We start from the raw sequence: 22369 nt of genomic DNA on the forward strand, positions 1-22369 counted from the left end.
CGCTCAGAGCGCTTCCAGGGGCTCGGTCGCCGCGCCATAGCCGGCGTTCTCCTGGATCCGGAGGACCCGGCCGTCGACCCAAGGTTCGACCGTGACCAGTTCCCTGGCCTCGGCCCGCGACACGGCGTCGACAGGATCGGCGCTCTCCGCCAGCAGCTGAAGGTTCATGCGCGTGGGGAAGATCACCTTGCGCTCGCCCGAGGCCGCCAGGTCCAGCGCCAGGCTCGGGGCGATCCACTCGGCGTCGACCGCTTCGCGGCCGTCGCAGATCGCCTGCTGGGCCAGAGGTGCGTGGGCGACGTAGAACCAGGTGTCGAACCGCTTGGGCATCAGCTTGGGCGTGATCCACCGCGAGAAGACCGTCAGGGCCGACAGATCCAGCTTCAGCCCCAGGTCCTCGACCACGTCGAGAAAGGCCACCCGGTCCTCGGCCACCGCCGCGCGAACGTCCTTGGCCGCCTCGCCGGCATAGAACGCCCCGTCCCTGTCGCGGGCCAGCAGCACGCCGGCTTCCTCATAGGCCTCGCGGATGGCGGCGATGCGCAGGGCCACGCCGTCTTGCCCCACCTCGTCGAAGCCGATGGCGAGGTCGCGCCAGCGCGGATCGCTGTCGCCCTGGTGGCTCTTGCCGCCTGGGAACACCAGGGCCCCGGCGGCGAAATCGATCTGGTGATGCCGCTTGACCATCAGCACCTCGAAAGAAGGCGCATCTCGAAGCAGCAGTATGGTTGCGGCGAGTCGGATCGCGCCTTGCGAGGAGTCGGACATGCAGCAAGTCTGGCGCCGCCGCGCGAGCTTGCCCATACCTCTTTCGAACAGTTGTTAGGCCGCGCCCTGATCCTTGCGATCGGCGCGACGGCGGTGGGCGCCGCGATCCATACGCTCCATCAGATACTCGCTATCCTCGCGCGAAACCGTGTGCGACGAGGTCAGGAAGCGCTGGATCATGCGCTCCTGGAAGCGCTCGCGATCGTTCGCGCCGCCGTCGAACTCCAGGCCATGGAAAGCGTCGACGCCTGCGCGGAAGGCCGCGTAGAGGCGCGGCGGCAGGCCGGCCCGCTCGCAGATCGCCTTCAGGCCCAGGGGGCCGGCGTCGTGGATCATCAGCCAGGTGCGGTGGTGCGGAATGCCGGCCAGCTCGGCCACAGCCCACTCGAAGAAGGTCATGTGACCCTGGGCCAGGGCCCGCAGCAGCAGCGACGGCGACAGGCGGCCGACCTTGCTGAGATGCGCCACGAAGGCCTTCGGGTCGCCGGCGCGGCCGGCCTGGTCGACCAGATCGATCGTCGCCCGCTCCTTGGCGCCGACGATCAGCTCCATGGTGCGCTCGGCCGACAGGGCGTGGCTGGTCAGGATGTGATCGCGCAGCTGCTCGCCGACCATGTCGATCAGGCGCTCGCTGACCGCCAAAGGCAGGGCCGTACGATAGGCTACGGCCTGCAGCACGCTTTCCGACTTGGCGAAACGATCCAGCGCCTTCTGCAGCGCGACTTCCGAGAAGCGGGCGTTGTCGTTCGCGCAGGCCGTGGCGACCACGTCCTCATCGCCCTGCTCGACCAGCAGGGTGGTGATGCGGCTGGAGAGCTTGGGGCGCTTGGCCACCGCCTTCTGGCGCGCCGCGCCCCCGACGCGGACGATCTCGGCCAGGTCGGTGTCGGTGAACACCGGCGAGAAGCTGATGATCGGCAAGCTGACGCTTTCGACGTCGCGGGCCAGGCGGTTGGCGACGTCCGGCGGCAGGGCCATGGAATTCTTCAGCGTCACCGCCATGGCCCGACGGACGAGCTCGGCGGCGTCGGCGGCCATTACCCGCAGGATCTCGTGTGCGACCTGGCGGTCCTCCTCGTTCAGCGCGCCGCGGTCGATGGTGCGACACAGCTTGTGCGCGGCCAGCGCCCGTTCGTCCGGCGTCGCGCCCTTCACGAGCATGCGGATATCGGAATCGGTAAGAGCGGCGCGTGTGGTGGCCATGGTCGCCTGCCGAGAGTCTGGGACTTGGAGTCCCATCCTCGGCGGTTAGGCTTAATGATTGTTTGAACTTCGTACCTGTGGATTAACGATACCCCGTAACCGGGTACAAACCACGCTCCCCTAAGGTGCGTCCTCAACCACGAGGAGCGCGATCTTGCTCGCCGAGCGCCGCCCACAAGATATCTCGACGGAGGGCGCTCACCTCGCCAAGGCCCTGGACGCCCAGACGGCGCTACTGCCTTACGCGCTTGGGGTTTTCGCGGTCAGCCTGCCCCTGTTCGTGTGGATCGGGTCGTTCGCCACGAACCGCGTCTGGATGACCGCCAGCTTCGCGGTGTTCGCGATCAACTGGGGCGCCTTCTACGCGGTGGTGAACTGGTTGCGCGACGAAGCGTCGCAAGATCTTAACCGCAGGGCGAGAGTCCAGGTGATGGGCGGCGTGCTCTGGGCCCTGGCCGCAGTGCAGATCTCGGCCTTCGCCCTGGGCGCGGGACCGGCGCGAGAGCCTATGCTGATGCTGGCCACGGCCAGCGCGGTGCTATGCGCCTTTTTCGCAGCCCCGTATCTGGCGGGCCTGCTGATCGTCGCGCCGATCGCGGCGGCCGGCCCGTTGATCGCCTCCTTCTCCAGCGACCGCCAGCTGGGCGAGCTGACCTGGGGCGCCATCGCCCTGGCCATGACCCTGGCCCTGATCCTGAACCGCATGTTCCGCCGCCAGCACGACCTGGCCGTCCAGCACGAACATCTGGTCGAAGAACGTCTACGGGTGCTGGAGGCGGCCGAGCGCACCGCGCGCAGCAAGTCCGACATCGTCGCCACCCTCAGCCACGAAATCCGCAACGGCCTGACCGGCGTCACCCACGTGCTGGCCGCCGCCGCCGGCCGGGGCGGTCGCGCCGCGCCGTCGCGCGAGCAGCTGAACGCCGCGCTCGACGCGGCCCAGGATCTGATCGCGGTGCTGAACGCCACGCTCGATTCCGAGACCGCCGAGTCCGGCCGCCTCAGCGTCGAGGCCCAGCCGTTCGATCCGGTCCGCCTGGTCCATGACCTGACCCTGCTGGACAAGCCGCACGCCGCCGCCAAGGGCCTGGAGCTCACCGTCCACGTCGATCCGCTGCTGCGCATCCGCGACAAGGGCGCGACCGTCGCCGACGCCCTGCGCACCCGCCAGATCATCGCCAACCTGCTGGGCAACGCGGTCAAGTACACCGTGCGCGGCCGCATCGAGGTCCGCCTGGAACTGCGCGACGGCCAGATCGCCATCGAGATCGCCGACACCGGCCCTGGCCTGTCGGCCGAAGAGATCGAGCAGGCGTTCGAACCCTTCCGGCGCATCGAGCGCACCGGCGCCGGCGTCAACGGGGCGGGCCTGGGCCTGTCGCTATCGCGCCAGCTGGCCCGCCTGATGGGCGGCGCCCTGGAGGCGCGCAGCGCCGTGGGCGTCGGCAGTTGCTTCACCCTCACCCTGCCCTTCGATCCGGACGCCCATCACGCGTTCGACGCCGAAGAGATGGAGGCCGCGGCCGCCGACACCTCGGGCGCGCCGCGCGCCCTGCGCATCCTGATCGCCGAGGACGACGCCCTGAACGCGGCGATGCTGCGCGCCATCCTGGAGCAACTGGGCCACCAGGTGGTCCACGCCCAGAATGGACGCCGCGCCGCCGACCTGGCCAGGATCGCCGAGTTCGATCTTCTGATGCTCGACCACCACATGCCGGTGATGGATGGCCCCGCCGCCGCCGCCAGCCTGCGGGAGAGTGAAGGCCCCAACCGCCACGCTCCGATCGTCGCCATGATCGACGGCGACGGCGAGGAGGCCACCGGCTTCCTGGAAGCCGGCGCCGACATTATGCTGCGCAAACCGGTCAGCGTGGCGGGTGTCGCCCGCGCCCTGGCAGACGCGGCGGCGCTCGACCGTCGCGGCGCCCGGCCGGAAGCCGCCTGAACCCGGGTTTGACAAGCCAGGCCGGGGGTGGAGAATGGCGCATGTTCTCGCGCCCGACCTTTCGGCGTTTTCGCAATCACGGCGGTAGCCTGCTCGCAGGCTTCTAGCCCCGAACCGTTCGCGCGTCCGCCGCGAGCGTTCGGGGCGAACATCAATCCGACTCTCATCCGACGGCGCGCGCCGCGCGCGCCTTAGCGCCTTCACATCCAATGCCTGGAGCTTTCCATGCCCTCGCAAGAGGACGCCATCGCGCGTCCATGCATCATCATGGCCGAGACCGAGGTCGAACGCCTATCCACCCTGGCCCTGCAGATGGAGGCGGTCGCGCCGCTGGCGGCCGGCATGTTGCTGCGGGAGATCGACCGCGCCGAAGTCCGCGCCGATAGCGATATGCCCGACGACGTCGTCCGCATGCGCTCGACCGTCCGGTTCGAGGACGACGCCCATGGCGCGGCCCGCTCGGTGCTGCTGGTCTATCCGAAGGAGGCCGACATCGCCGCCGGCAAGATCTCGGTCCTGTCCCTGGTCGGCGCCGGTTTGATCGGGCTCTCCGTCGGCCAGTCGATCCAGTGGCCCGATCGCGACGGCCACGAGCGCTCGCTGCGCATCCTCAAGGTCGAGCCGCCCGGCTGCATCATATTCTGAAGGGAGGGCTTGCCGCTGGGTAAGCCTTTCCAATCCCCGCGCCGGTCCGCACACTCTTCGACAACGAGAAAAAGGGAGAGAGCGATGCTGGAAGGACTGCGGGTCATCGAGCTGGCGACCTATATCGCCGCCCCGGGCGCGGCCGGCGTCATGGCCGACTGGGGCGCCGAGGTGATCAAGGTCGAGTCGCCCGAGGGCGATCCGATGCGGCGGTTCTTCGACACCATCGGCTCGGACCAGGACGCCAACCCGATCTTCGAGCTCGACAACCGCGGCAAGCGGGCCGTGGTGCTGGACATCCGGTCCGACCTTGGGCGCGACGCCCTGAAGGCCCTGGTGGCGACCGCCGACATCTTCCTGACCAATGTCCGTCCCGCCGCCCTGGCCCGCGCCGGTCTCGACCACGAGACCCTGAAGGCGATCAATCCGCGCCTGATCTATTGCAGCCTGACGGGCTACGGCCTGACCGGCCCGGATCGCGACAAGCCGGGCATGGACGTCGCCGCCTTCTGGTCCCGCGCGGGTGTCGGCTCGATCACCGCGCCGAAGGGGACCGAGCCCTTCCCGATCCGCACCGGCATGGGCGATCACGTCACCTCGCTGGCCACGGTGTCGGCGATCCTGGCGGCGGTCCACGAAAGACAGCGCACGGGCGTTGGCCGATTGGTCGAGACCTCGCTGCTCCGTGCGGGCGTCTACGCGATCGGCTCGGACATGGCGATCCAGCTGCGGTTCGGGAAACTGGCCTCGACGCGGGGGCGGCGCGAGGCGGTCCAGCCGCTGGCCAACTTCTACAAGACCGCCGACGGTCGCTGGATCTGCCTGTTGCCCCGCCAGGGCTCTGTCGACTGGCCGCGTATCGCCGCCGCCGCCGGCCGGCCGGAGCTGGTCCAGGATCCCCGCTTCGCAAACGCCAAGACCCGCCGCGAGAACGGCCAGGCGCTGGTCGATATCCTCGACGAGGCCTTCGGCGCCATGACCTATGATGCCGCCGCCGAGGCCCTGGACGCGGGCGACATCACCTGGGCGCCCTACCAGACGCCGCGAGAACTGGTCGAAGACGCCCAGGCCGAAGCCGCCGGCTGCTTCGTCCACACCCCCGATGGCGCGGGCGGCGCGTTCAAGGCCCCCGCCGCTCCGGCCCGCTTTCCGGGCGCGGAGGACGGTCCACGCGGCCCGGCGCCGAAGTTGGGCGCGGACACGGCTGCGGTGTTCAGAGAGTTGGGCTGGTCCGAGGATCAGGTATCGGCGCTAACCAAGCTCAGCGCTGCTTGACCTTGTCGTTGGCGTCGGCCAGCACGCGCAGCATCTCGGCCGAGAACATAGAGCTGGCCAGGCGCTGACCGCCGCCCATGCTCGAGGCGCCCGAGCCGCCGAACGGGTTGGCGGCGTCCTGCGAGCCGCGCAGGATCAGGTCGACCATCGCCTCCTGCTGGCGGATGCGCTCCAGACGGCGACCGCCGGCATATTGCATGAAGCCCTGGTCGCCCTCGGGCAGCTTGACGGTGTCCGGCTGCTCGGTGACTCGCGTCGCGCCGCCGGTCCTGGTCAGGTTGGCATAGACCTCGCCCACCGTGGCGGCGCGGCCGTCCTTGTAGAAGATCGACCTGTTGGCCTGGGCCGCGTCCGGGAACATCGCCGCGGCGCTGGCGCCTGGCGAGGCGGTGGCGGCCTGGATCAGGCGCGCCGAACCTGCGGGCCCCAGGAAGTGGGCGGCGTAGAGCTCGCCGGCGGTCGGGTTGCGCCCCACCCGGCCCCGCAGATACGAGGCATGGTCGGAGGCCAGCTCACCAGCCATGAGCGAGGCGGCGTGCGGGTCGGCCTTGAGGCCCAGCACGGCCTTGCGGGCCTCGTCGCCATCGACCCGATAACGGCCGTCGGCGCCTTGCGAGATCAGATCGGCATAGCGGGCGTACCCATACTTGGAGCCGTGCTTCTTCAGCGTCGACAACCAGGTCTGGTCGACGAACTGGAAGAGCCCCGAAGCCGAAGAGGTCCGGGCCCTGGCGGCCGGGTTGAATCCGCTCTCGCGTTTGGCCGTGCCCATCAGGAACGTGAAGTCGACCCCGGTCGCGCTGGAGGCGCGCTGGATCGCCGACTCGACGACGCTGCGGATGGAACTGACGGCGGGCATGGGCCTCAGGAGTCGGCGACTATGGTTAATTCGCGATTAACCACACTGACCAACCGGCCCCGGATGACGACATGCCGCACCCGCTCTTACAAGCGTAAGACAAATCGTCACGCAGATTACGATTGTCAATTTACAGTGTGACGGGTTCGTGTTGAACTTATCCTACAATTGTAATTCAGCGTAGGAGATCGACATGAACCTGGCTCTCCATCCCAACGGCTCCGGCATCCCCGGCCTGGATGACACGCCGCGCAAGCCGTCGAAGGCGCTGGTCATCGGCATCGCCGTGTCGGCCGCCGCGCACCTGGCCCTGATCGGCTACCTAGCCTACACCAAGTACGTCACGCCGCTGCCGATGGCGCAGGAGGATCCGGGCTTCAGGCTGGAGTTGCCCTACGCGCCGCCGAAGCCGCCCCCGCCTCCCCCGCCGACGACCCAGCCGCCGCCTCGGAACCAGATCCGGTTACACACGCCAATTCCAACGCCCATCCCCGCACCCGATCCCCTCCCCATCAAGCCCGTGGAGATTCCTCCCGGTCCGACCGTCACCGGCCCGCCGGTGATGCCGACGATCCCGGCCGCGCCGGCGCAGCCCCCCGCGCCCCAGCCCAAGGTGATCACCCGCGCCAACTGGCTGCGCACGCCCTCGGCGGACGAAGTCTCGCGCTACTATCCGGAAAGCGCCCAGCGGCGCGGCGTGTCCGGCTCGGCGACGTTGAGTTGCACGGTCGCCCTCAACGGCGCGGTCCGCGATTGCACGGTGGCCACCGAGACGCCTCCCGACGAGGGCTTCGGCGGCGCGGCGCTGAAGATTTCGCGCTTCTTCAAGATGAAGCCGCAGATGGAGAACGGCCAAGCCGTGGACGGCGCCACAGTCCGCATCCCGATCCGGTTCAGCGCGGGCGCCTGAAGCCCTCCTCCGACGCTGAAACGGCGGCCGGGTCGCCAGCCTTCCGCGACCCGGCCTTTTCTTTGCTTGTCGCGCGTCCGGGCGGCGAACCGCGCACACTTCGCCTGACGCGCTCGCGATCTCAATAGCTTTTCGGCAGTCCCAGCACCCGCTCGGCGATGAAGTTCAGGATCATCTCGCGGCTGACCGGCGCGATGCGCGCGATCATCGCCTCGCGGAAGTAGCGCTCGACGTCATATTCCTTGGCGTAGCCCATGCCGCCATGGGCGAGAACCGCGTTCTCGCAGGCGTGGAAGCCAGCCTCGGCGCCCAGGTATTTGGCGGCGTTGGCCTCGGCCCCGCAGTCCTTGCCCTGGTCGTAGAGGGCGGCGGCCTTGAAGGCCAGAAGGTTGGCGGCCTCCAGTTCGGCCCAGGACTTGGCCAGAGGATGAGCCACGCCTTGGTTCTTTCCGATCGGCCGGCCGAACACGATCCGCTCGTTGGCGTAGGTAGTCGCCTTGGCCAGAGCCGCCCGCCCCAGGCCGATGGCCTCGACGGCGAACAGCACCCGCTCGGGATTGAGGCCGTGCAGCAGGTAGGCGAAGCCCTTGCCCTCCTCCCCGACCAGATCCTCGGCCGGGACGAACAGGTCCTCGATGAAGAGCATGTTACACTCGACAGCCTTGCGACCCATCTTCGGGATCGGCTTGGCCTCGATCTTCTCGGCGTCTGTGTAGAACAGCGACAGGCCTTGGTGCGGCTTGGCGCACTGGTCCTTGGGCGTGGTGCGGGCGATGATCAGGATCTTGTTGGCGCGCTGAGCGCCGGTGGTCCAGATCTTCCGCCCGTTCAGACGATAGCCGCCGTCGACCTTCTCGGCGCGGGTCTCCAGGCTGGAGGTGTCCAGGCCCGAGTTCGGCTCGGTCACGGCGAAGCACATCTTGTCCTCGCCCGAGATGATCCGGGGCAGCAGGCGATCGCGCTGCTCGTCCGAGCCGAACTTCACCAGCGGCATCGGGCCGAAGATGTTGAGATGGATGGCCGAGGCCCCCGAGAAACCCGCGCCCGACTGGGCCACGGTCTGCATCATCACCGCAGCCTCTGTCAGGCCCAGGCCCGCCCCGCCGACGCTTTCCGGCATGGCCACGCCCAGCCAGCCGCCCTCGGCGATGGCGGCCACGAATTCCTCGGGGAAGATTCCGGTCTCGTCCGTGCGGCGCCAGTATTCATCGTCGAAGGCGGCGCACACCTTGGCCACGCCCTCGCGGATGGCTTCCTGCTCTTCGGTCAACCAGAATCCGGACATCCGGCCCCACTCCCCTGCGTTGTCAGCTCTCGGACTTCTCGAAACGGCGCGCGTCCATGACAACGGCGTCCGGGCCCGGGTTATCGCCATTCAGATACGCCGCGACCATGTCAGCCACAAGCGGCGCGAACAGCCAACCGTTTCGCCGCGCGCCCACGGCCAGCAGGACCCCGGGCGCCCGGCTCCAGCCCACCAGCGGCAGACCGTCGGGCGTGGTGACGCGGACGCCGACCTCGACCTTGGCCGCGTCGAGATCCAGTTCCGGCCGCAAGGCCCAGGCCGCGGCCCGCAACCCTTGGGTCGCCGAGGCGTCCGGCGCGAGGTCGTCGCGGCCAGTCTCCATGGTCGCGCCGATGGCCAGACCCTCGCCCGGCGCCAGATAGACGCCCTCGCCCCGCACGACCATGTCGCCGGTCTCGGCGGAGACCCGCAGGATCTGGCCCTTGATCGGCGCGAGAGCCTGGGTCTCCGGCGCCAGGCGGCCGGCTCGCGCGCCAGGGCCGGTGGCCAGCACCAGGGCGTCGAACGCTTCGACGCGGCCGTCCGCTAGGGTCAGGACACCGGGGGCGAAGGCCTCGACCGTTCCGGCCTCGAACCGCGCCCCGGCGGCTTGCGCCGCCGCGCGCATCGACGCCAGCGCGGGACGCGCCTCGATACGCCAGTCCTCGGCGGTCGCGTCCGCGTCGGGTAGGCCGAGGGCCGCAAGTCGCTCGCCGACTTGGCCGCGCCAGGCATCGGAGCCCTCGAACCGCACGCCGGCGCGAGCCAGGGTGATTCCAAGGTCATCCGCGAAGGCCGGCCACAGGTCGCGGGCGCGACGCATGATGGAGAGGTGCCCGCGCGAGGCGGGATCGAACAGCGCCTCGCTGACCGGCGCCAGCATGCCGGCGGCCACGCCCGAAGCATTGTCGCCCGGCGCGGCCGGATCGAACACGGTGAGCTTGAACCCGGCTCGCGCCAGGCGCAGCGCCAGGGCGGATCCGAATGCGCCGGCGCCAGCCACGGCGATACGCGCGCCTGAATGAAGTTTCATGGCGCGCAAACACCTTTCAGGCGCACGAACGTCAAGTCCGGACCGACCATGTTCGTTACTCGATCTATTCATCATTAACGATAGTAAATCGAGCGCGACACTTTGGCGCGAAGACCCGTTCCGTGCACGTCCGTACGTGACGATGCAGCCAAGCTGTGTCTATACCCGTTAACATTGGCATGAAGGCCGCCAAGCGGCGCAGATGGAATAGAGGCGGATGAACGATCGACCCGCAGTCGAACCAGCCCACCCCGTTGATCTCTATGTGGGCGCCCGGCTGAGAATTCGCCGCAAGATGATGGGACTTTCCCAAACCCAGGTCGCCGACGCTCTGGGCATCACCTTTCAGCAGATCCAGAAGTACGAGCGTGGCGCCAACCGCATCAGCGCCAGCAAGCTCTATGATGCCGCCAAGTTGCTGCAAGCGCCTGTCTCCTACTTCTTCGAGGGCCTCGAGAATACCGACGGCGGCATCGACGATGGTTTCGCCCAGCGTATGACCGAGTTCGTCTCCACGCCCGAGGGCCTGGAGCTGGCTAGCCTGTTCCCGCGCCTGTCGGATCGCCGCCTGCGCCGCCGGGTCGTCGACCTGGTCCGCGCCATGGTGGACGACGAAGCGCCCTAAACGGCTTCCACTCAGTACCGCTTTCGAAGGGCCCGCGATGCGTGAATCGCGGGCCTTTTCGCATCCGGAACCGCCCCTCCCCGCTCGCCGTTGATCCGACGACGGAGCGGCGACGAGGGCCAACGACATGCCACGCGACACGGTCGATCTTCAGCCGGTCTCGCCCGGCCTTCTCTATGTCAATGACGACGATCCCGGCTTGCGGCGGATCAAGAGCGGCGCGGGTTTCGACTATCGCGATTCCGACGGCGATCCCGTCGATGACGCCGGAACGCTCGAGCGCATCCGCGCCCTGGCCATTCCGCCGGCCTGGACCGATGTTTGGATCTGCCCCTCTCCGCACGGTCATATCCAGGCCACCGGCCGCGACCAGAGGGGCCGCAAGCAGTACCGCTATCACGACGGCTGGCGGCGCGACCGCGACGGGCTGAAGTTCGGTCGCATGATCGCCTTCGGCCGCGCCTTGCCCAAGCTGCGCGTGCAGGTCGAAAAGGACCTCGCCCGCCGCGGCCTGCCCCGCGACAAGGTCGTCGCCGCCGTCGCGCGGCTGATGGAGCTGACCCTGATCCGCGTGGGCAACGAGGCCTACGCCAAGGAGAACAAGAGTTTCGGCCTGACCACCCTGCGCGACCGCCACGCCAGGCTGTCCAGCGTCGGCGGCACGTTTCAGTTCAAGGGCAAGAGCGGCGTGGTCCACACGACCGGCTTCCGCGATCGTCGTCTGGCCCGCATCGTCAAGGCCTGCCAGGACATCCCCGGCCAGCGGCTGTTCCAGTATCTCGACGAGGACGGCCAGCGCCGCACCGTCGAGAGCGCCGACGTCAACGCCTATATCCGCGCGGCGATGGGCCAGGACTTCTCGGCCAAGGACTTCCGCACCTGGGCCGGCACCCTGGCTGCGGCGCGCGCCCTGTGCCTGATCCCCAAGGCGACCAGCGCTACGGAAGCCAAGCGCAACGTCAACACCTGCGTGAAGGCGGTGGCCGGACTGCTCGGCAACACCGCCGCCGTCTGCCGAGGTTCGTATATCCATCCGCTGGTGCTGGAATCCTATCAGCAGGGCGTGCTGCCGCTGAAGCCCGGCCGCTCGGAGCGCGCCTTCGAACTGGCCACCATCCGCTTCCTGGAAGCGGCGCAGGCCTCGTGCGCCGAAGCCTAGAGCCTGTCTCAAACACTTGGAGTGTGGCAGCCGAAACCGCTCACACTTTCGGCTGCCACGCTCCAGCGGAACGCCCGCGCGCCGAGCGTCGTTGAGTCGGCTCGAACGGAGAAAACGCCCATGGCCGCCGGCCGCCCCACCTGGCAGGGCCACCTGCGCCTGTCGCTCGTGACCTGCCCCGTCGCGATGTACACCGCCACCGACGCCGGCGGCGACGTGCGCTTCAACATGCTGCACAAGAAGACCCACAACCGGATCCGGATGATCCCGACCGATCCGGACCTGGGCCCCATCGAGCGCTCCGACATCGTCAAGGGCTACGAGTACGAGAAGGGCGAGTACGTCGTCATCACCCAGGACGAAATCGACGACGTGCGCCTGGAAAGCACCCGCACCATCGATATCGAGACCTTCGTACCGGCGGCCGACATCGACCGGCTCTATTGGGACAATCCGTATTTCCTGGTTCCCGACGGCAAGCTGGCCGCCGAGGCCTATGGCGTGATCCGCGAGGCGATGAGCAAGGAAGGCCAGGTCGCCCTGGGCCGCGTGGTCATGCACCAGCGTGAGCGCCTGCTGGCCATCGAGCCGCGCGACAACGGCATGGTCGCCTGGTCCCTCCGCAATCGTCGCGAGGTGCGCGACGCCGCGACCTATTTCGACGCCATCCCCGACAAGAAGCCCGACGCGGCGATGATCCAGATCGCCCAGAAGATCATCGAGCAGAAGGAAGGCCCCTTCGATCCCGAGCAGTTCAACGACCGGTATGAAGACGCGTTACGGGCGCTGATCAAGGAGAAGCAGAAGGGTAAGGGCCGAAAGGTCTCCGCGCCGGAACCGCCCGAGGACACCAATGTGGTGGACCTGATGGAGGCGCTGCGGAGCAGCCTGGGCAAGGCTCCGGCGAAGGCTGGAGCTGCCCCAAAAAAGACGAACACGCACAAGGCAGCGCCGAAGAAAAAGGCGGGTTAGGCGGGCTTGCTCAGCAGTTCTTTCAGGCGCGGGCCGGCCTTGGCGGCCATGGCCTCGCCCACGGCCGCGGCGGCGTTGGCCGGGCGGATCATCACCTCGAATTCCTTGATCCTGCCGGCGTCGTCGAAAGAGATGATGTCGATGCCCTTGAGCTTCTTGTCGCCGACGCGCGCGCTGAACTCCAGCACCACCGCCTCATGGCCCTCGGACCAGAATTCTCGATGATAGGCGAAGTCCTCGAAGATGGTGTTGACCGTGGCGATGATGTGCACGAGCGGTTCCACGCCCGGATACGGCGTGAAGAACGCCGGAGAGCGGAACACCACCGTTTCGGCGGCGAGGGGCCTTAGGCGATCAAACTCGCGTTTTTCCAGCAGGTCGTGCCAAGTTTCCAGCGTTTGCAGCGCCTGTTCGCGGGCCATGCCTTACCTCCCTATGATCCTGGCGGTAGACGGCGCCGGATAGCGGTACTGTAAAATCCGCGAGACCGCCGTCAACGCCGCTAGCCGCGCGCCAGCTTCCTGATCGCCGCCCCCAGGTCCCGCTCGCTCTCCGCATAGGCGTCCCAGGCGTCGAGATCTTTCACCATCCCCGGCGCGGTCCGGATGTTGAACCGCGACGGGTCCAACCCCTTGCGAACCTGCGTCCACGCCACCGGCCAGGACACGGGCGCCCCGGGCCGCCCGCGCGGCGACAGCGGCGCCACCGCCGTGCTCATCCGGTCATTGCGCAGATAGTCGAGAAAGATCTTCCCGCCCCGGTCCTTCTTGGCCATCGAGATCAGGTACTGGTCGGGACTGTCGGCGGCCATCCGGGCGCAAACCTCGCGGGCGAAGGCCTTGGCGGCGTCCCAATCGACCTTGGTCCCTTTCAGCGGCGTGACCACGTGCAACCCCTTGCCGCCGGTCGTCTTGCAGAATGGGACCAGGCCCAGGGCCTCAAGTCGGTCGCGGATCTCGCGCGCGCCCTCGACAACGACGTCGAACGAGACGTCCGGCGCCGGGTCGAGGTCGAAGACCAGCCGTCCCGGGGTCTCCGGCGCGCCCTCCCGGCAGTTCCAGGGATGCAGCTCGGTCGCGCCCCATTGCGCGGCGGCGACCAGGCTCTCGACGGTATTGAAAACAAGGTAGGGCTTCCGATCGCCACTGACCGTCACCTCGTCGATCAAGGCCGAGACGCCCTTGCCCGAATGGCGCTGGAAGAACGTCTCGCCGCCGATGCCGTCCGGCATGCGGATCACCGAGCAGGGCCGTCCCTTGACGTGTTCCAGCATCCACGGACCGACGGCTTCGAAATATTCGGCCAGATCCAGCTTGGTCCCCGGCGCGCCATCGCCGGCGTCCGGCCAAAGCGGCTTGTCGGGATTGGAAATCGCCACGCCCAGCACCGAGGCCTTGCCGCCGGCGCGCTTCGCGGATCCCGCCTTGGGCTGAGCCAGCGCGATGTCTTCGACCGGCGCAGGGGCCTCGGCCTCGACCGCCCTCGCCGGCTTGTCCTCGCGCAATCCCTTGAACGACGCCTGTCGCACCGAGCCGTCTCCCGTGAAGCCCGCGAACTCTATCTCGGCGACCAGCTCCGGCTCCACCCAGTGAATATCCGCCCCGCCGCGCGGCGCGCCCTTGCCGCCGAAGGGCGAGGTCTTCCGCGCCAGCGCCTTCAGGGCCGGCAGCAGCTTGGCCACCTTGTCGCGGCCAAAGCCCGTCCCGACCCGGCCGACATGGGCCAGCTCCCCCTCGTCGTTGTAGATGCCGACGATCAGCGAGCGGAACGCGTCGCCGGTCGTGGTCCAGCCGCCGATCACCACCTCATGGCCGGCGCGGCACTTGGCCTTGGTCCAGGTCGCGCCCTTGCCCGAGCGATAGGGCGCGTCGAGCTTCTTGGAGACCACGCCCTCAAGCGACATCCGGCAGGCCGACTGAAGCACCGCCTCGCCGCCGCTGGCGAAATGCTCGACATAGCGGATGCGCTCACCGTCAGCGGGTAGCAAGGTCTTCAGCCGGACCTTGCGATCCGAAAGCGGCAGATCGGTCAAATCCAGCCCGTCGGCATAGAGCAGGTCGAAGGCGAAGAAGATCAGATCATCGGTCTTCTCCTCCGACAGCGCCGCCTGCAGCCCGGCGAAGCTGGGCGAACCGGCCTCGTCCAGGGCCACGACCTCGCCGTCGATCAGGGCGTCGGGCAGGTCCTTGGCGTCCTCGATCAGCTGCGGGAAGCGCTGGCTCCAGTCGAGGCCGGTCCGGGTGCGCAAGGTCGCCTTGCCGCCCTCGACACGAAGCTGCATCCGGTAGCCGTCGAACTTGATCTCGTGCACCCAGTCGCCGCCGCCGGGCGGGCGATCGACCAGCTTGCACAGCTGCGGCGGGACGAAGTCCGGCATGGCGGTCTTGGGCGCCGTCTTCTTGACCGCCTTGGCGACCGGCTTGGTCTTGGCCGCCTTGCCCTTCGGCGCGCCAGCGTCCTCGGCGGCCTTTTCGGCGCTGGCCTCGGGCGAGTTCGTGCTGCTCCAGACTGCGTCCGGCGTCGGACCAGCCTTGGTCATGAAAGGCGTCGGCGCCTTGCCCTTGCCGGCCGCGATGTCTTCCATCGTCCGGCCCGAAGCGATCGAGAAGGATGTGTCCTCCAGAAAATCGAGATCGCCCTCGATAGCGAACGCGTCGCGATGCTTGATCAGCAGCCAGTTCTCGCGCTTGCCGCCCTTGCCCCCCTTGGCGAACTTGTCGTTGTTGATCCGGACGAGGACCCAACCGCCCTTCATCCGCTCGCCGGCGAAGACCAGCTTGATCTCGCCCTTCTTGAGCCCCTTCTCCAGGTCGAAGCCCGGCTCCGGCGCCCACCAGCCGCGGTCCCACAGCATCACCGTGCCGCCGCCGTACTGGCCCTCGGGGATCGTGCCCTCGAAATCGCCATAGGCCAGCGGGTGATCCTCGACATGGACCGCCAGACGCTTGTCGTGCGGATCGCGAGACGGGCCGCGGGTCACCGCCCACGAGAGAAAGACGCCCTCGTGCTCCAGCCGCAGGTCGTAGTGCAGCCGGGTGGCGTCGTGCTTCTGGATGACGAAGCGCGCCCGCGCCGAAGCCGCGACATCGGCCTCGCCGGAAGGCTCGGCCGTGATCTTGAAGTCGCGCTTGGCCTCGTAGGCCGACAGCTTCGGCGCGGTCATCGTCTATTCGCCGTCGAAGACTTGCGGTCGCGCGTCATCCTCGTCGACGCCATCGCCGGCGTCGGCCTCTTCCTCGAGGTCGACGATCTCATCGTCGTCCAGCTCCTCGCCAATCAGCGCGTCGTCGTCGTCCTCGTCGCCCTCGGCCTGGGTGACGTCCAGCACGTCGGGCAGTTCCTCGAAGGTGCGGAACTCGCCGTCCTTGCCGATCACGTCGTCGTCCATCGCCTCGGCGCCGTCCTGCTCGTCCCATCCATTGTCGACATCGGTCATGGCTGTCTCTCCTTTGCCTAGAGCAGGAATGGCTGGAGTCCGGCCGGCGTTCCGGTCCCTTCACGGCCCAAGTCATCCCGCGATGGCGCCGCGATCCAAATCCGAGGGCGTCCCCTCTCATCCGACGGGACTATCGCCAAATTCGCACCAATGATGTGCCCCTCCGCCGGATAATCCTGGCGCTCCCCGCGTCCTAGATTTCCCCTGCCGCGAACTGTCCTCGCGGCGCGGAGCGAGGTCCATGAATATCCTCTATTCCACCCAGGTCACCGCCGTTGGCGGACGCGACGGCTGGGTCGGCAGCATCGACGGCGCATTGAAGGTCAATCTGTCGACGCCCAAGGCCCTGGGCGGTCGCGGCGGCGCGGGCAGCAATCCTGAGCAGCTGTTCGCGGCGGCCTATGCCGCCTGCTTCCTGGACGCGCTGCGCGCCGCCGCCGTAGAATTGAAGATCGCCGTCGCCGAGGACGCCAATGTCACCGCAGCCGTCGCCATCGTCCAGTCGCGGGAAGATCCGAAACTGGCCCTGCGCGTCGGCCTCTCGGTCGATCTGGCCGGTCTCGATCCGGATGAGGCCAGGGCTCTGGTCGCCCACGCCGACGTCCTCAGTCCCTACTCCCGCGCCCTGCGCGAGGTCGTCGAGGTCAGGATCCAGTTGACGTAGCGTCGTTTTGCTTGAGCTGGGCGGCGCGTCGCGCTTCGATCGCCCCTGCTCGCCTTTCGGCGACTCGCTGGGGAACTGTCTCATGCCGCATCTGCCGGACTTCGAGGCCTGGGCGATCTTCGCCAAGGTGGCCGAGCGCGGCTCGTTCTCGGCGGCCGCCGAGGAGCTGGGCTTGGCCAAGACTACTGTCTCCAAGGCTGTGACCCGGCTGGAGGAGCGGATGCGCACCACCCTGCTCCACCGCACGACCCGCCAGCTGTCCCTGACCGAGAGCGGCCGGGCCTCGCTGGACCGGGCGCTGCGCATCCTCAACGATGGCGAGGCGGTCGAGGCCGAGATCCTCGAGGAAGCGGCCATCCCGCGCGGCCTCATTCGCCTGGCCTGCACCGGCGCGTTCGGGGTGCGGACCCTGGCGCCGCTGATCCCGGAGTTCCTCAAGCGTTACCCGGAGATCGAGCTCGACCTGCAGATCACCGACACCAAGATCGACCTGATCGCGGACGGCTTCGACGGGGTCATCAAGGTGGGCCAGTTGGCAGACTCCTCGATGCGCGCCAGCCGGCTGTTTTCCCACCGCCTGCCACTGGTCGGCGCGCCAGCCCTGTTCGACAGATATGGCCGTCCCGAACAGCCCGAAGACATCCTGAAGATGCCGATCATGGTCTACACCCATGTGCGCGAGGCTCAGGAGTGGCGGTTCTTCCATCCCGTGCACGGCGAGCGCCTGGTCATGGTGCAGGGTTCGATCCGGATGAACAACGGCCTGGCGGCGGTGCCCGTACTGCTGGAGGGCCTGGCGATCACGCTTCAGCCCGAGGTCTACATCTGGAACGAACTGCAGGAGGGACGCCTGGAAGAGGTGCTGAAGGAATGGACCCTGGTTCCGGTTCCCGTGCATCTGGTCACGCCACCGGGACGCGCCCGACCAGCGCGCCTGCGGGTGCTGCTGGAATTCCTGCGCGAGAACTTCTCCAAGCAGCCCTGGGCGCACGGGATCGAGCACTGATCGACCGCACGTCGCGCTCAACGAACGGCGATTAGTGCGGTTTTGGAAACACTGAAGAACCGAAACACCGGATTATCGGCCGATCACCGCCAGCCTATCCCTTTGCTCAAGGAAACACACACCCCGGAGCAAGACGATGGACGGCAGCAAGATCCAGGTCCGCAGCGAAACCCAGGACCGCGACCTCGACGCTCCCGACATCGCGCGCGGCGGTCTGGCGCCCTGGCAGGCGCGGATGGTCGAGGCCCACATCGACGGCAATCTCGACCGCAACATCACGGTCGAGGAACTGGCCGGTCTGGTCCGTCTGTCGATCAGCCATTTTGGTCGCGCTTTCAAGCAGAGCTTCGGCGTCGCTCCGCACGCCTACATCACGGGCGAGCGCATGGCGCTGGCTCGCGACCTGATGCTGACCACCAGCGAGCCCCTCTCGCAGATCGCCCTGACGGTCGGCCTGGCCGACCAGAGCCACCTGTCGCGCCTCTTCCGTCAGCATGTCGGCCAGAGCCCGCTGGCCTGGCGACGGGCCCGCTGGACCCCGACTCAGGCCGGAATCGCCCTGCAGTGAGTCGCGGGAAAGTCTGCTTTCGGGACGGTCGTTAACGCTTTTTCGCCCAGCTTGACCGTTCCGCGGGCGGCGAATCCTTGAAAATCCCCGGCTCACGGGCGTTTTGTCCCCGTGAATCGGCTTTTTAACCTTCCCTAACGGGTGACAAACGCGATCCGTCTCGTCAGGCTCACATTTCCCTGATTCACAGGAATGAGCTTAGAGATGACGAACGTTTCCGATCTGGTCGACGCCGCTGTCGCCGCTGACGACAAGCTGACCAAGACCCAAGCCAAGGCCATCATCGACGGCGTTTTCAAGTCGATCTCCGACGCCGCCGTGAAGGGTGAAGAAGTCTCGATCCCGGGCTTCGGCAAGTTCAAGGTCCAGGCCAAGCCGGCCCGCACCGGCCGCAACCCGGCCACGGGCGCGACCATCGAAATCGCCGCCAGCAAGAAGGTCGCCTTCACGCCGGCCAAGCAACTGAAGGACGCCGTCAACGGCTAACTTCAGCGAGGAAGCGGACACCCTAAAGTGTCCGCTTCCCGACGCTTCCCTTCACGCGCGACGTTGAGCCTCATGCCCTCGTCGCGCGTGAAGACTATCTAGAACAAAATAAGAACTATAACGTGCCGCGCATGGCCGTTCTCGATCTCAGGCGCAAGCTCGCCATCCTCTCCGACGCCGCCAAGTACGATGCGTCCTGCGCCTCGTCCGGAGCCGAAAAGCGCAGCTCCGTGGATGGCAAGGGCGTGGGGTCGACTGAGGGCATGGGCATCTGCCACGCCTACGCTCCCGACGGTCGCTGCATCAGCCTGCTGAAGATCCTGCTGACCAACTTCTGCATCTACGACTGCGCCTATTGCATCAATCGGGTGTCGTCGAACACGCCCCGCGCGCGGTTCACGGTGAAGGAGGTCGTCGACCTCACCCTGAACTTCTACAAGCGCAACTATATCGAGGGACTGTTCCTGTCGTCGGGCGTCATCCGCACGGGCGACTACACGATGGAAGAGATGGTGCGGGTGGCGAAATCGCTGCGGCTGGACCACGACTTTCGGGGCTATATCCACCTGAAGCTGATCCCGGAAGCCTCGCCCGAACTGGCGGCCGAGGCGGGCCTCTATGCCGATCGGGTGTCGATCAATATCGAGCTGCCGCGCGACGACAGCCTGGCCGATCTCGCGCCGGAGAAAAGTCCGACCGACATCAAGCGCGCCATGGGCCGCATGCGCCAGGCCATCGACGATCATGCCGAACCCGCCAGGAAAGCCGGCCGGCGATCGTTCGCGCGCAGCCAGTCCACCCAGCTGATCGTCGGCGCCGACGACGCCAGGGACGGCGACATCCTGGCCCGCAGCGCCAACCTGTACGGCGCCTATCGCCTGGGGCGAGTCTACTACTCGGCCTTCAGCCCGATCCCCGACGCCAGCCACCGTCTGCCCCTGGCGCGGCCGCCGCTGCTGCGCGAGCATCGCCTCTATCAGGCCGACTGGCTGATGCGGTTCTACGGCTTCGAACGACCCGAGATCGTCGCCGAGGGCGAGGACCTGGATCTTACCGTCGATCCCAAGACCAGCTGGGCGCTGCGCAACCGGGCCAGCTTCCCCGTCCACGTCCAGACCGCCGACAAGGAGACGCTGCTGCGCGTGCCGGGCCTGGGCGCCAAGGCCGTGGAGCGCATCCTGGCGGCCCGGAAGGTCACGCGCCTGACCCTGGACGACCTCAAGCGCGTCGGGGCCGTCCTGAAGCGCGCCAGGGCCTTCGTGGTCACCGCCGACTGGACCCCGGGCGCCCTGGCCGACCGCGACAGCCTGAAGGCCGCCTTGGTCCCCCCACAGCAGCTGAGCCTCTTCTGATGCGAGTGGCGCGGCTGGCGTCCGAAATCGACTTCGCCGGCTGGCGCGCGGCCGCGCGGGCGCTGCGCGCGGAAGGCGTGGCGCCCGAAGCCGTCGTGTGGACGGTGGAGCGGGAGCTGTTCGATCTCGAAACCCCGCTCGCGCCGTCGGGGGCGTCCGCGAACTTCACCGTCCCCGCCGCCTTCGTCGAACTGGCCGAGCAGGTGGTCCAGAACCGCGCGTCGGATCGCTTCGCCCTGCTCTACCGGATCCTCTGGCGGCTGGAGCGCGAGCCCAGGCTGATCGACAATCCGGCCGATCCCGACATGACCCGGGCCCGCGACATGGCCAAGGCCGTCAGCCGCGCGGCTCACAAGATGAAAGCCTTCCTCCGGTTCCGGCTGGTGGAAGGCGCGGCGACGGAGACCTACGCCGCCTGGTTCGAGCCGGCCCACCGGGTCACCGAAGCCACCGCGCCGTTCTTCGTGCGCCGCTTCACGAACATGGACTGGACCATCCTGACGCCCGACGCCTGCGTGGCCTGGGACCGCCAACGGCTGACGGTGTCCGAGGGCGCCGATCCCGCCGACGCGCCGTCCGAGGACGCCCAGGAGGAGCTATGGCGCACCTACTACGCCTCGATCTTCAACCCGGCCCGCCTGAACCCCAGGCAGATGCGCCAGGAGATGCCCAAGCGCTACTGGCGGAACCTGCCCGAGGCGGCGCTCATTCCGGAGCTGATCGAAACCGCCCAGGAGCGCGCCGCCGCCATGGTCGCCGCCGGTCCGTCCAAGCCGCCAGAACGCAAGCTGAAGGCCGCCCTGCGCCACGCCCGCGACGCCTCCTACGACGGTTCGCTGCCGGGATCGCTAGACGACATAGCCACCGGGGTGGAGGTCTGTCGCCGCTGCGACCTCTGGCGCGACGCCACGCAAGGCGTACCGGGTGAAGGCGCGGCGCGCGCGCCCTTGATGTTCGTCGGCGAACAACCCGGCGATCAGGAGGACTTGGCCGGCCGCCCCTTCGTTGGGCCGGCGGGTCAGGTGTTCGAAAAGGCTCTGGCGGAGGCCGGCGTGGCGCGCGACCGGACCTATGTCACCAACGCCGTGAAGCACTTCAAGCACGCGCTACGCGGAAAGCGGCGCATTCACAAAACGCCGGATCGCGGCGAGGTCACCGCGTGTCGCTGGTGGCTGGACGCCGAGCGCCGGCTGGTCAAGCCCAGGGTGATCGTCATGCTGGGCGCGACGGCGGCGCTGGGCGTGATCGGCAAGCCCACGCCGATCGGCGCCAATCGCGGCAAGGCGCTGGCGTTGCCCGATAAGACCCAGGGCCTTGTCACCTATCACCCGTCGTTCCTGCTGCGCCTCCCGGACGCTGAGGCCAAGGCGCGAGCGTATGCGGAATTCGTGGAGGACCTGCGGCTGGCGGGGGAACTCGCCCAGCTGATCTAAGAACTTGTCATCCCGGCCTTGGCGAAGCGTAACGCCGGGTCCCAGGGCGAGCGCACTGAGCTCGGCCCTGGGTCCCCAGACAGCCCGCGCGGCTTTCGGGATGACAAGCTGTCGGTATGGACTAGTGAGCGGCCTTACCGCCGTATTGCGCCATCAGCTCTTCCTTGCGGGCCTTCAGGCGTTCGCCCATGGCGTCGAGATCCTCTTCGCCCTTCTTGGCCTGCGAGAACAGGCCGCCGGGCTGTTCCTCCTCCTTGACGTGGTGCTTGATGTACTCGCTCAGCACCTTCACCTTGGCGTCGTAGTAGTCGTCGCTGGGCTTCATGGCCTCGATCTCGGCGATCAGCTTCTTGGCCCCGTCATGCTCGACATAGGCCTCGTCCAGCATGTCATCGTCGACCTCGCCGCGTTCCTCCGGATAGAGGATCTCTTCCTCGATCTGGGTGTGGACCTTCAGGGCCAGGGCGATCTTGCCGAACAGGGACAGCTTCTCGGCGTCTTTCTCGAGCTGTTCGTACTCGTCGAACATCTGCTCCACCTCGCGGTGGTCCTTCTTCAGCAGGATGATCGCCAGCGGATCGCGGCGGGCGGTGCGACGCGTGCGGCGCGGCTTAGCGGACTTGGCGGTGGTCTTGGCGGCGGCGGCCATGGAAAGTCTCCTAGGATGTCCCCCGACCGCCAACCAACTCGCACGCCTCGGCTCGCGTTCCTTCTGCGATAAACTCTTAATTAAAAAGCCCTTTTA

At 67.7% G+C, this 22369-nt stretch carries 22 protein-coding genes; 13 read left to right on the plus strand and 9 right to left on the minus strand.

The annotated features are described in order from the left end of the window. Positions 1–3 precede the first annotated feature (3 nt). The gene (locus tag EIK80_RS20105; protein WP_125158793.1) at positions 4–768 is read right to left on the minus strand and encodes an NUDIX hydrolase; all 765 of its coding nucleotides are present in this window, start codon (positions 766–768) and stop codon (positions 4–6) included. A gap of 54 nt (positions 769–822) precedes the next feature. Beyond that, positions 823–1971, minus strand: coding sequence for a pole-localized protein SpbR (gene spbR, locus EIK80_RS20110; RefSeq protein ID WP_125158794.1), 1149 nt, complete (start codon positions 1969–1971; stop codon positions 823–825). Between the two features lie 154 nt (positions 1972–2125). On the opposite strand from spbR, the gene EIK80_RS20115 reads away from it, so the two are divergent. The 3 genes from EIK80_RS20115 to EIK80_RS20125 all read left to right on the plus strand — a co-directional run bounded on the left by EIK80_RS20115 (position 2126) and on the right by EIK80_RS20125 (position 5836). Next, the gene (locus tag EIK80_RS20115; protein WP_125158795.1) at positions 2126–3916 is read left to right on the plus strand and encodes an ATP-binding protein; all 1791 of its coding nucleotides are present in this window, start codon (positions 2126–2128) and stop codon (positions 3914–3916) included. Positions 3917–4141: 225 nt separating this feature from the next. Further along, positions 4142–4561, plus strand: a complete 420-nt coding sequence (rnk, locus tag EIK80_RS20120) for a nucleoside diphosphate kinase regulator (RefSeq protein ID WP_125158796.1) — start codon at positions 4142–4144, stop codon at positions 4559–4561. 84 nt (positions 4562–4645) lie between these two features. Beyond that, positions 4646–5836: a CaiB/BaiF CoA-transferase family protein gene (locus tag EIK80_RS20125; protein WP_125158797.1), complete on the plus strand. Its 1191-nt coding sequence runs from the start codon at positions 4646–4648 to the stop codon at positions 5834–5836. Here EIK80_RS20125 and EIK80_RS20130 read toward each other — a convergent pair. Continuing rightward, a complete protein-coding gene (locus EIK80_RS20130) occupies positions 5823–6695 on the minus strand; it encodes a transglycosylase SLT domain-containing protein (RefSeq protein ID WP_125158798.1) in 873 nt (290 codons plus the stop codon). The genes EIK80_RS20125 and EIK80_RS20130 overlap by 14 nt on opposite strands. A gap of 193 nt (positions 6696–6888) precedes the next feature. Between EIK80_RS20130 and EIK80_RS20135 the strand changes: the two genes are divergently transcribed. Further along, positions 6889–7605 (plus strand): energy transducer TonB, encoded by a 717-nt coding sequence (locus EIK80_RS20135; protein WP_125158799.1) that lies wholly within the window; start codon positions 6889–6891, stop codon positions 7603–7605. 121 nt (positions 7606–7726) lie between these two features. On the opposite strand, the gene EIK80_RS20140 is transcribed toward EIK80_RS20135, so the two are convergent. Next, entirely contained in the window at positions 7727–8890 is a 1164-nt protein-coding gene (locus EIK80_RS20140; protein WP_125158800.1) for an acyl-CoA dehydrogenase family protein, read from the minus strand. Positions 8891–8912: 22 nt separating this feature from the next. Continuing rightward, a complete protein-coding gene (locus tag EIK80_RS20145; RefSeq protein WP_125158801.1) occupies positions 8913–9923 on the minus strand; it encodes an FAD-binding oxidoreductase in 1011 nt (336 codons plus the stop codon). A gap of 217 nt (positions 9924–10140) precedes the next feature. Between EIK80_RS20145 and EIK80_RS20150 the strand changes: the two genes are divergently transcribed. The 3 genes from EIK80_RS20150 to EIK80_RS20160 all read left to right on the plus strand — a co-directional run bounded on the left by EIK80_RS20150 (position 10141) and on the right by EIK80_RS20160 (position 12679). Then, the gene (locus tag EIK80_RS20150) at positions 10141–10548 is read left to right on the plus strand and encodes a helix-turn-helix domain-containing protein (RefSeq protein WP_125158802.1); all 408 of its coding nucleotides are present in this window, start codon (positions 10141–10143) and stop codon (positions 10546–10548) included. 127 nt (positions 10549–10675) lie between these two features. Further along, the gene (locus tag EIK80_RS20155) at positions 10676–11707 is read left to right on the plus strand and encodes a DNA topoisomerase IB (protein ID WP_125158803.1); all 1032 of its coding nucleotides are present in this window, start codon (positions 10676–10678) and stop codon (positions 11705–11707) included. 120 nt (positions 11708–11827) lie between these two features. Continuing rightward, positions 11828–12679: a Ku protein gene (locus tag EIK80_RS20160; RefSeq protein WP_125158804.1), complete on the plus strand. Its 852-nt coding sequence runs from the start codon at positions 11828–11830 to the stop codon at positions 12677–12679. On the opposite strand, the gene EIK80_RS20165 is transcribed toward EIK80_RS20160, so the two are convergent. The 3 genes from EIK80_RS20165 to EIK80_RS20175 all read right to left on the minus strand — a co-directional run bounded on the left by EIK80_RS20165 (position 12676) and on the right by EIK80_RS20175 (position 16115). Continuing rightward, positions 12676–13101 (minus strand): nuclear transport factor 2 family protein, encoded by a 426-nt coding sequence (locus tag EIK80_RS20165; protein ID WP_125158805.1) that lies wholly within the window; start codon positions 13099–13101, stop codon positions 12676–12678. The two genes, EIK80_RS20160 and EIK80_RS20165, sit on opposite strands and share 4 nt — an antisense overlap. Positions 13102–13181: 80 nt before the next feature. Continuing rightward, positions 13182–15842 carry a DNA ligase D gene (gene ligD, locus EIK80_RS20170; protein WP_125158806.1) on the minus strand — a complete coding sequence of 887 codons (2661 nt, stop codon included), beginning with the start codon at positions 15840–15842 and terminating at the stop codon, positions 13182–13184. Positions 15843–15845: 3 nt separating this feature from the next. Next, on the minus strand, positions 15846–16115 hold the full coding sequence (locus EIK80_RS20175; protein WP_125158807.1) for a hypothetical protein: 270 nt from the start codon (positions 16113–16115) through the stop codon (positions 15846–15848). Positions 16116–16356: 241 nt separating this feature from the next. Between EIK80_RS20175 and EIK80_RS20180 the strand changes: the two genes are divergently transcribed. The 6 genes from EIK80_RS20180 to EIK80_RS20205 all read left to right on the plus strand — a co-directional run bounded on the left by EIK80_RS20180 (position 16357) and on the right by EIK80_RS20205 (position 21624). Next, positions 16357–16779 (plus strand): Ohr family peroxiredoxin, encoded by a 423-nt coding sequence (locus tag EIK80_RS20180; protein WP_125158808.1) that lies wholly within the window; start codon positions 16357–16359, stop codon positions 16777–16779. Positions 16780–16861: 82 nt separating this feature from the next. After that, the gene (locus tag EIK80_RS20185; protein WP_125158809.1) at positions 16862–17785 is read left to right on the plus strand and encodes a LysR family transcriptional regulator; all 924 of its coding nucleotides are present in this window, start codon (positions 16862–16864) and stop codon (positions 17783–17785) included. 136 nt (positions 17786–17921) lie between these two features. Continuing rightward, entirely contained in the window at positions 17922–18353 is a 432-nt protein-coding gene (locus EIK80_RS20190; RefSeq protein ID WP_125158810.1) for a helix-turn-helix transcriptional regulator, read from the plus strand. 204 nt (positions 18354–18557) lie between these two features. Continuing rightward, positions 18558–18839 carry an HU family DNA-binding protein gene (locus tag EIK80_RS20195; RefSeq protein ID WP_066682603.1) on the plus strand — a complete coding sequence of 94 codons (282 nt, stop codon included), beginning with the start codon at positions 18558–18560 and terminating at the stop codon, positions 18837–18839. A gap of 131 nt (positions 18840–18970) precedes the next feature. Then, on the plus strand, positions 18971–20191 hold the full coding sequence (locus EIK80_RS20200) for a putative DNA modification/repair radical SAM protein (protein ID WP_370450245.1): 1221 nt from the start codon (positions 18971–18973) through the stop codon (positions 20189–20191). Continuing rightward, on the plus strand, positions 20191–21624 hold the full coding sequence (locus EIK80_RS20205; protein WP_125158812.1) for a UdgX family uracil-DNA binding protein: 1434 nt from the start codon (positions 20191–20193) through the stop codon (positions 21622–21624). The genes EIK80_RS20200 and EIK80_RS20205 overlap by 1 nt, the downstream gene beginning before the upstream one ends. A 121-nt stretch (positions 21625–21745) precedes the next feature. Here the strand turns inward: EIK80_RS20205 and EIK80_RS20210 are convergent, their stop codons facing one another. Further along, entirely contained in the window at positions 21746–22273 is a 528-nt protein-coding gene (locus EIK80_RS20210) for a hemerythrin domain-containing protein (RefSeq protein WP_125158813.1), read from the minus strand. Positions 22274–22369: the final 96 nt, after the last annotated feature.

Origin of the sequence: Caulobacter sp. 602-1, assembly GCF_003931565.1 — a bacterium.
GTDB lineage: Bacteria > Pseudomonadota > Alphaproteobacteria > Caulobacterales > Caulobacteraceae > Caulobacter.

Bases quoted from the DNA above. Each gene is read 5' to 3' on its own strand.
- EIK80_RS20180 (WP_125158808.1), top strand. From the start codon at position 16,357: ATGAATATCCTCTATTCCACCCAGGTCACCGCCGTTGGCGGACGCGAC.
- EIK80_RS20160 (WP_125158804.1), top strand. From the start codon at position 11,828: ATGGCCGCCGGCCGCCCCACCTGGCAGGGCCACCTGCGCCTGTCGCTC.
- EIK80_RS20135 (WP_125158799.1), top strand. From the start codon at position 6,889: ATGAACCTGGCTCTCCATCCCAACGGCTCCGGCATCCCCGGCCTGGAT.
- EIK80_RS20130 (WP_125158798.1), bottom strand. From the start codon at position 6,695: ATGCCCGCCGTCAGTTCCATCCGCAGCGTCGTCGAGTCGGCGATCCAG.
- ligD (WP_125158806.1), bottom strand. From the start codon at position 15,842: ATGACCGCGCCGAAGCTGTCGGCCTACGAGGCCAAGCGCGACTTCAAG.
- EIK80_RS20125 (WP_125158797.1), top strand. From the start codon at position 4,646: ATGCTGGAAGGACTGCGGGTCATCGAGCTGGCGACCTATATCGCCGCC.
- EIK80_RS20145 (WP_125158801.1), bottom strand. From the start codon at position 9,923: ATGAAACTTCATTCAGGCGCGCGTATCGCCGTGGCTGGCGCCGGCGCA.
- EIK80_RS20205 (WP_125158812.1), top strand. From the start codon at position 20,191: ATGCGAGTGGCGCGGCTGGCGTCCGAAATCGACTTCGCCGGCTGGCGC.
- EIK80_RS20165 (WP_125158805.1), bottom strand. From the start codon at position 13,101: ATGGCCCGCGAACAGGCGCTGCAAACGCTGGAAACTTGGCACGACCTG.
- EIK80_RS20185 (WP_125158809.1), top strand. From the start codon at position 16,862: ATGCCGCATCTGCCGGACTTCGAGGCCTGGGCGATCTTCGCCAAGGTG.
- EIK80_RS20140 (WP_125158800.1), bottom strand. From the start codon at position 8,890: ATGTCCGGATTCTGGTTGACCGAAGAGCAGGAAGCCATCCGCGAGGGC.
- EIK80_RS20155 (WP_125158803.1), top strand. From the start codon at position 10,676: ATGCCACGCGACACGGTCGATCTTCAGCCGGTCTCGCCCGGCCTTCTC.
- EIK80_RS20105 (WP_125158793.1), bottom strand. From the start codon at position 768: ATGTCCGACTCCTCGCAAGGCGCGATCCGACTCGCCGCAACCATACTG.
- rnk (WP_125158796.1), top strand. From the start codon at position 4,142: ATGCCCTCGCAAGAGGACGCCATCGCGCGTCCATGCATCATCATGGCC.
- EIK80_RS20195 (WP_066682603.1), top strand. From the start codon at position 18,558: ATGACGAACGTTTCCGATCTGGTCGACGCCGCTGTCGCCGCTGACGAC.
- EIK80_RS20210 (WP_125158813.1), bottom strand. From the start codon at position 22,273: ATGGCCGCCGCCGCCAAGACCACCGCCAAGTCCGCTAAGCCGCGCCGC.
- EIK80_RS20150 (WP_125158802.1), top strand. From the start codon at position 10,141: ATGAACGATCGACCCGCAGTCGAACCAGCCCACCCCGTTGATCTCTAT.
- EIK80_RS20175 (WP_125158807.1), bottom strand. From the start codon at position 16,115: ATGACCGATGTCGACAATGGATGGGACGAGCAGGACGGCGCCGAGGCG.
- EIK80_RS20190 (WP_125158810.1), top strand. From the start codon at position 17,922: ATGGACGGCAGCAAGATCCAGGTCCGCAGCGAAACCCAGGACCGCGAC.
- spbR (WP_125158794.1), bottom strand. From the start codon at position 1,971: ATGGCCACCACACGCGCCGCTCTTACCGATTCCGATATCCGCATGCTC.
- EIK80_RS20200 (WP_370450245.1), top strand. From the start codon at position 18,971: ATGGCCGTTCTCGATCTCAGGCGCAAGCTCGCCATCCTCTCCGACGCC.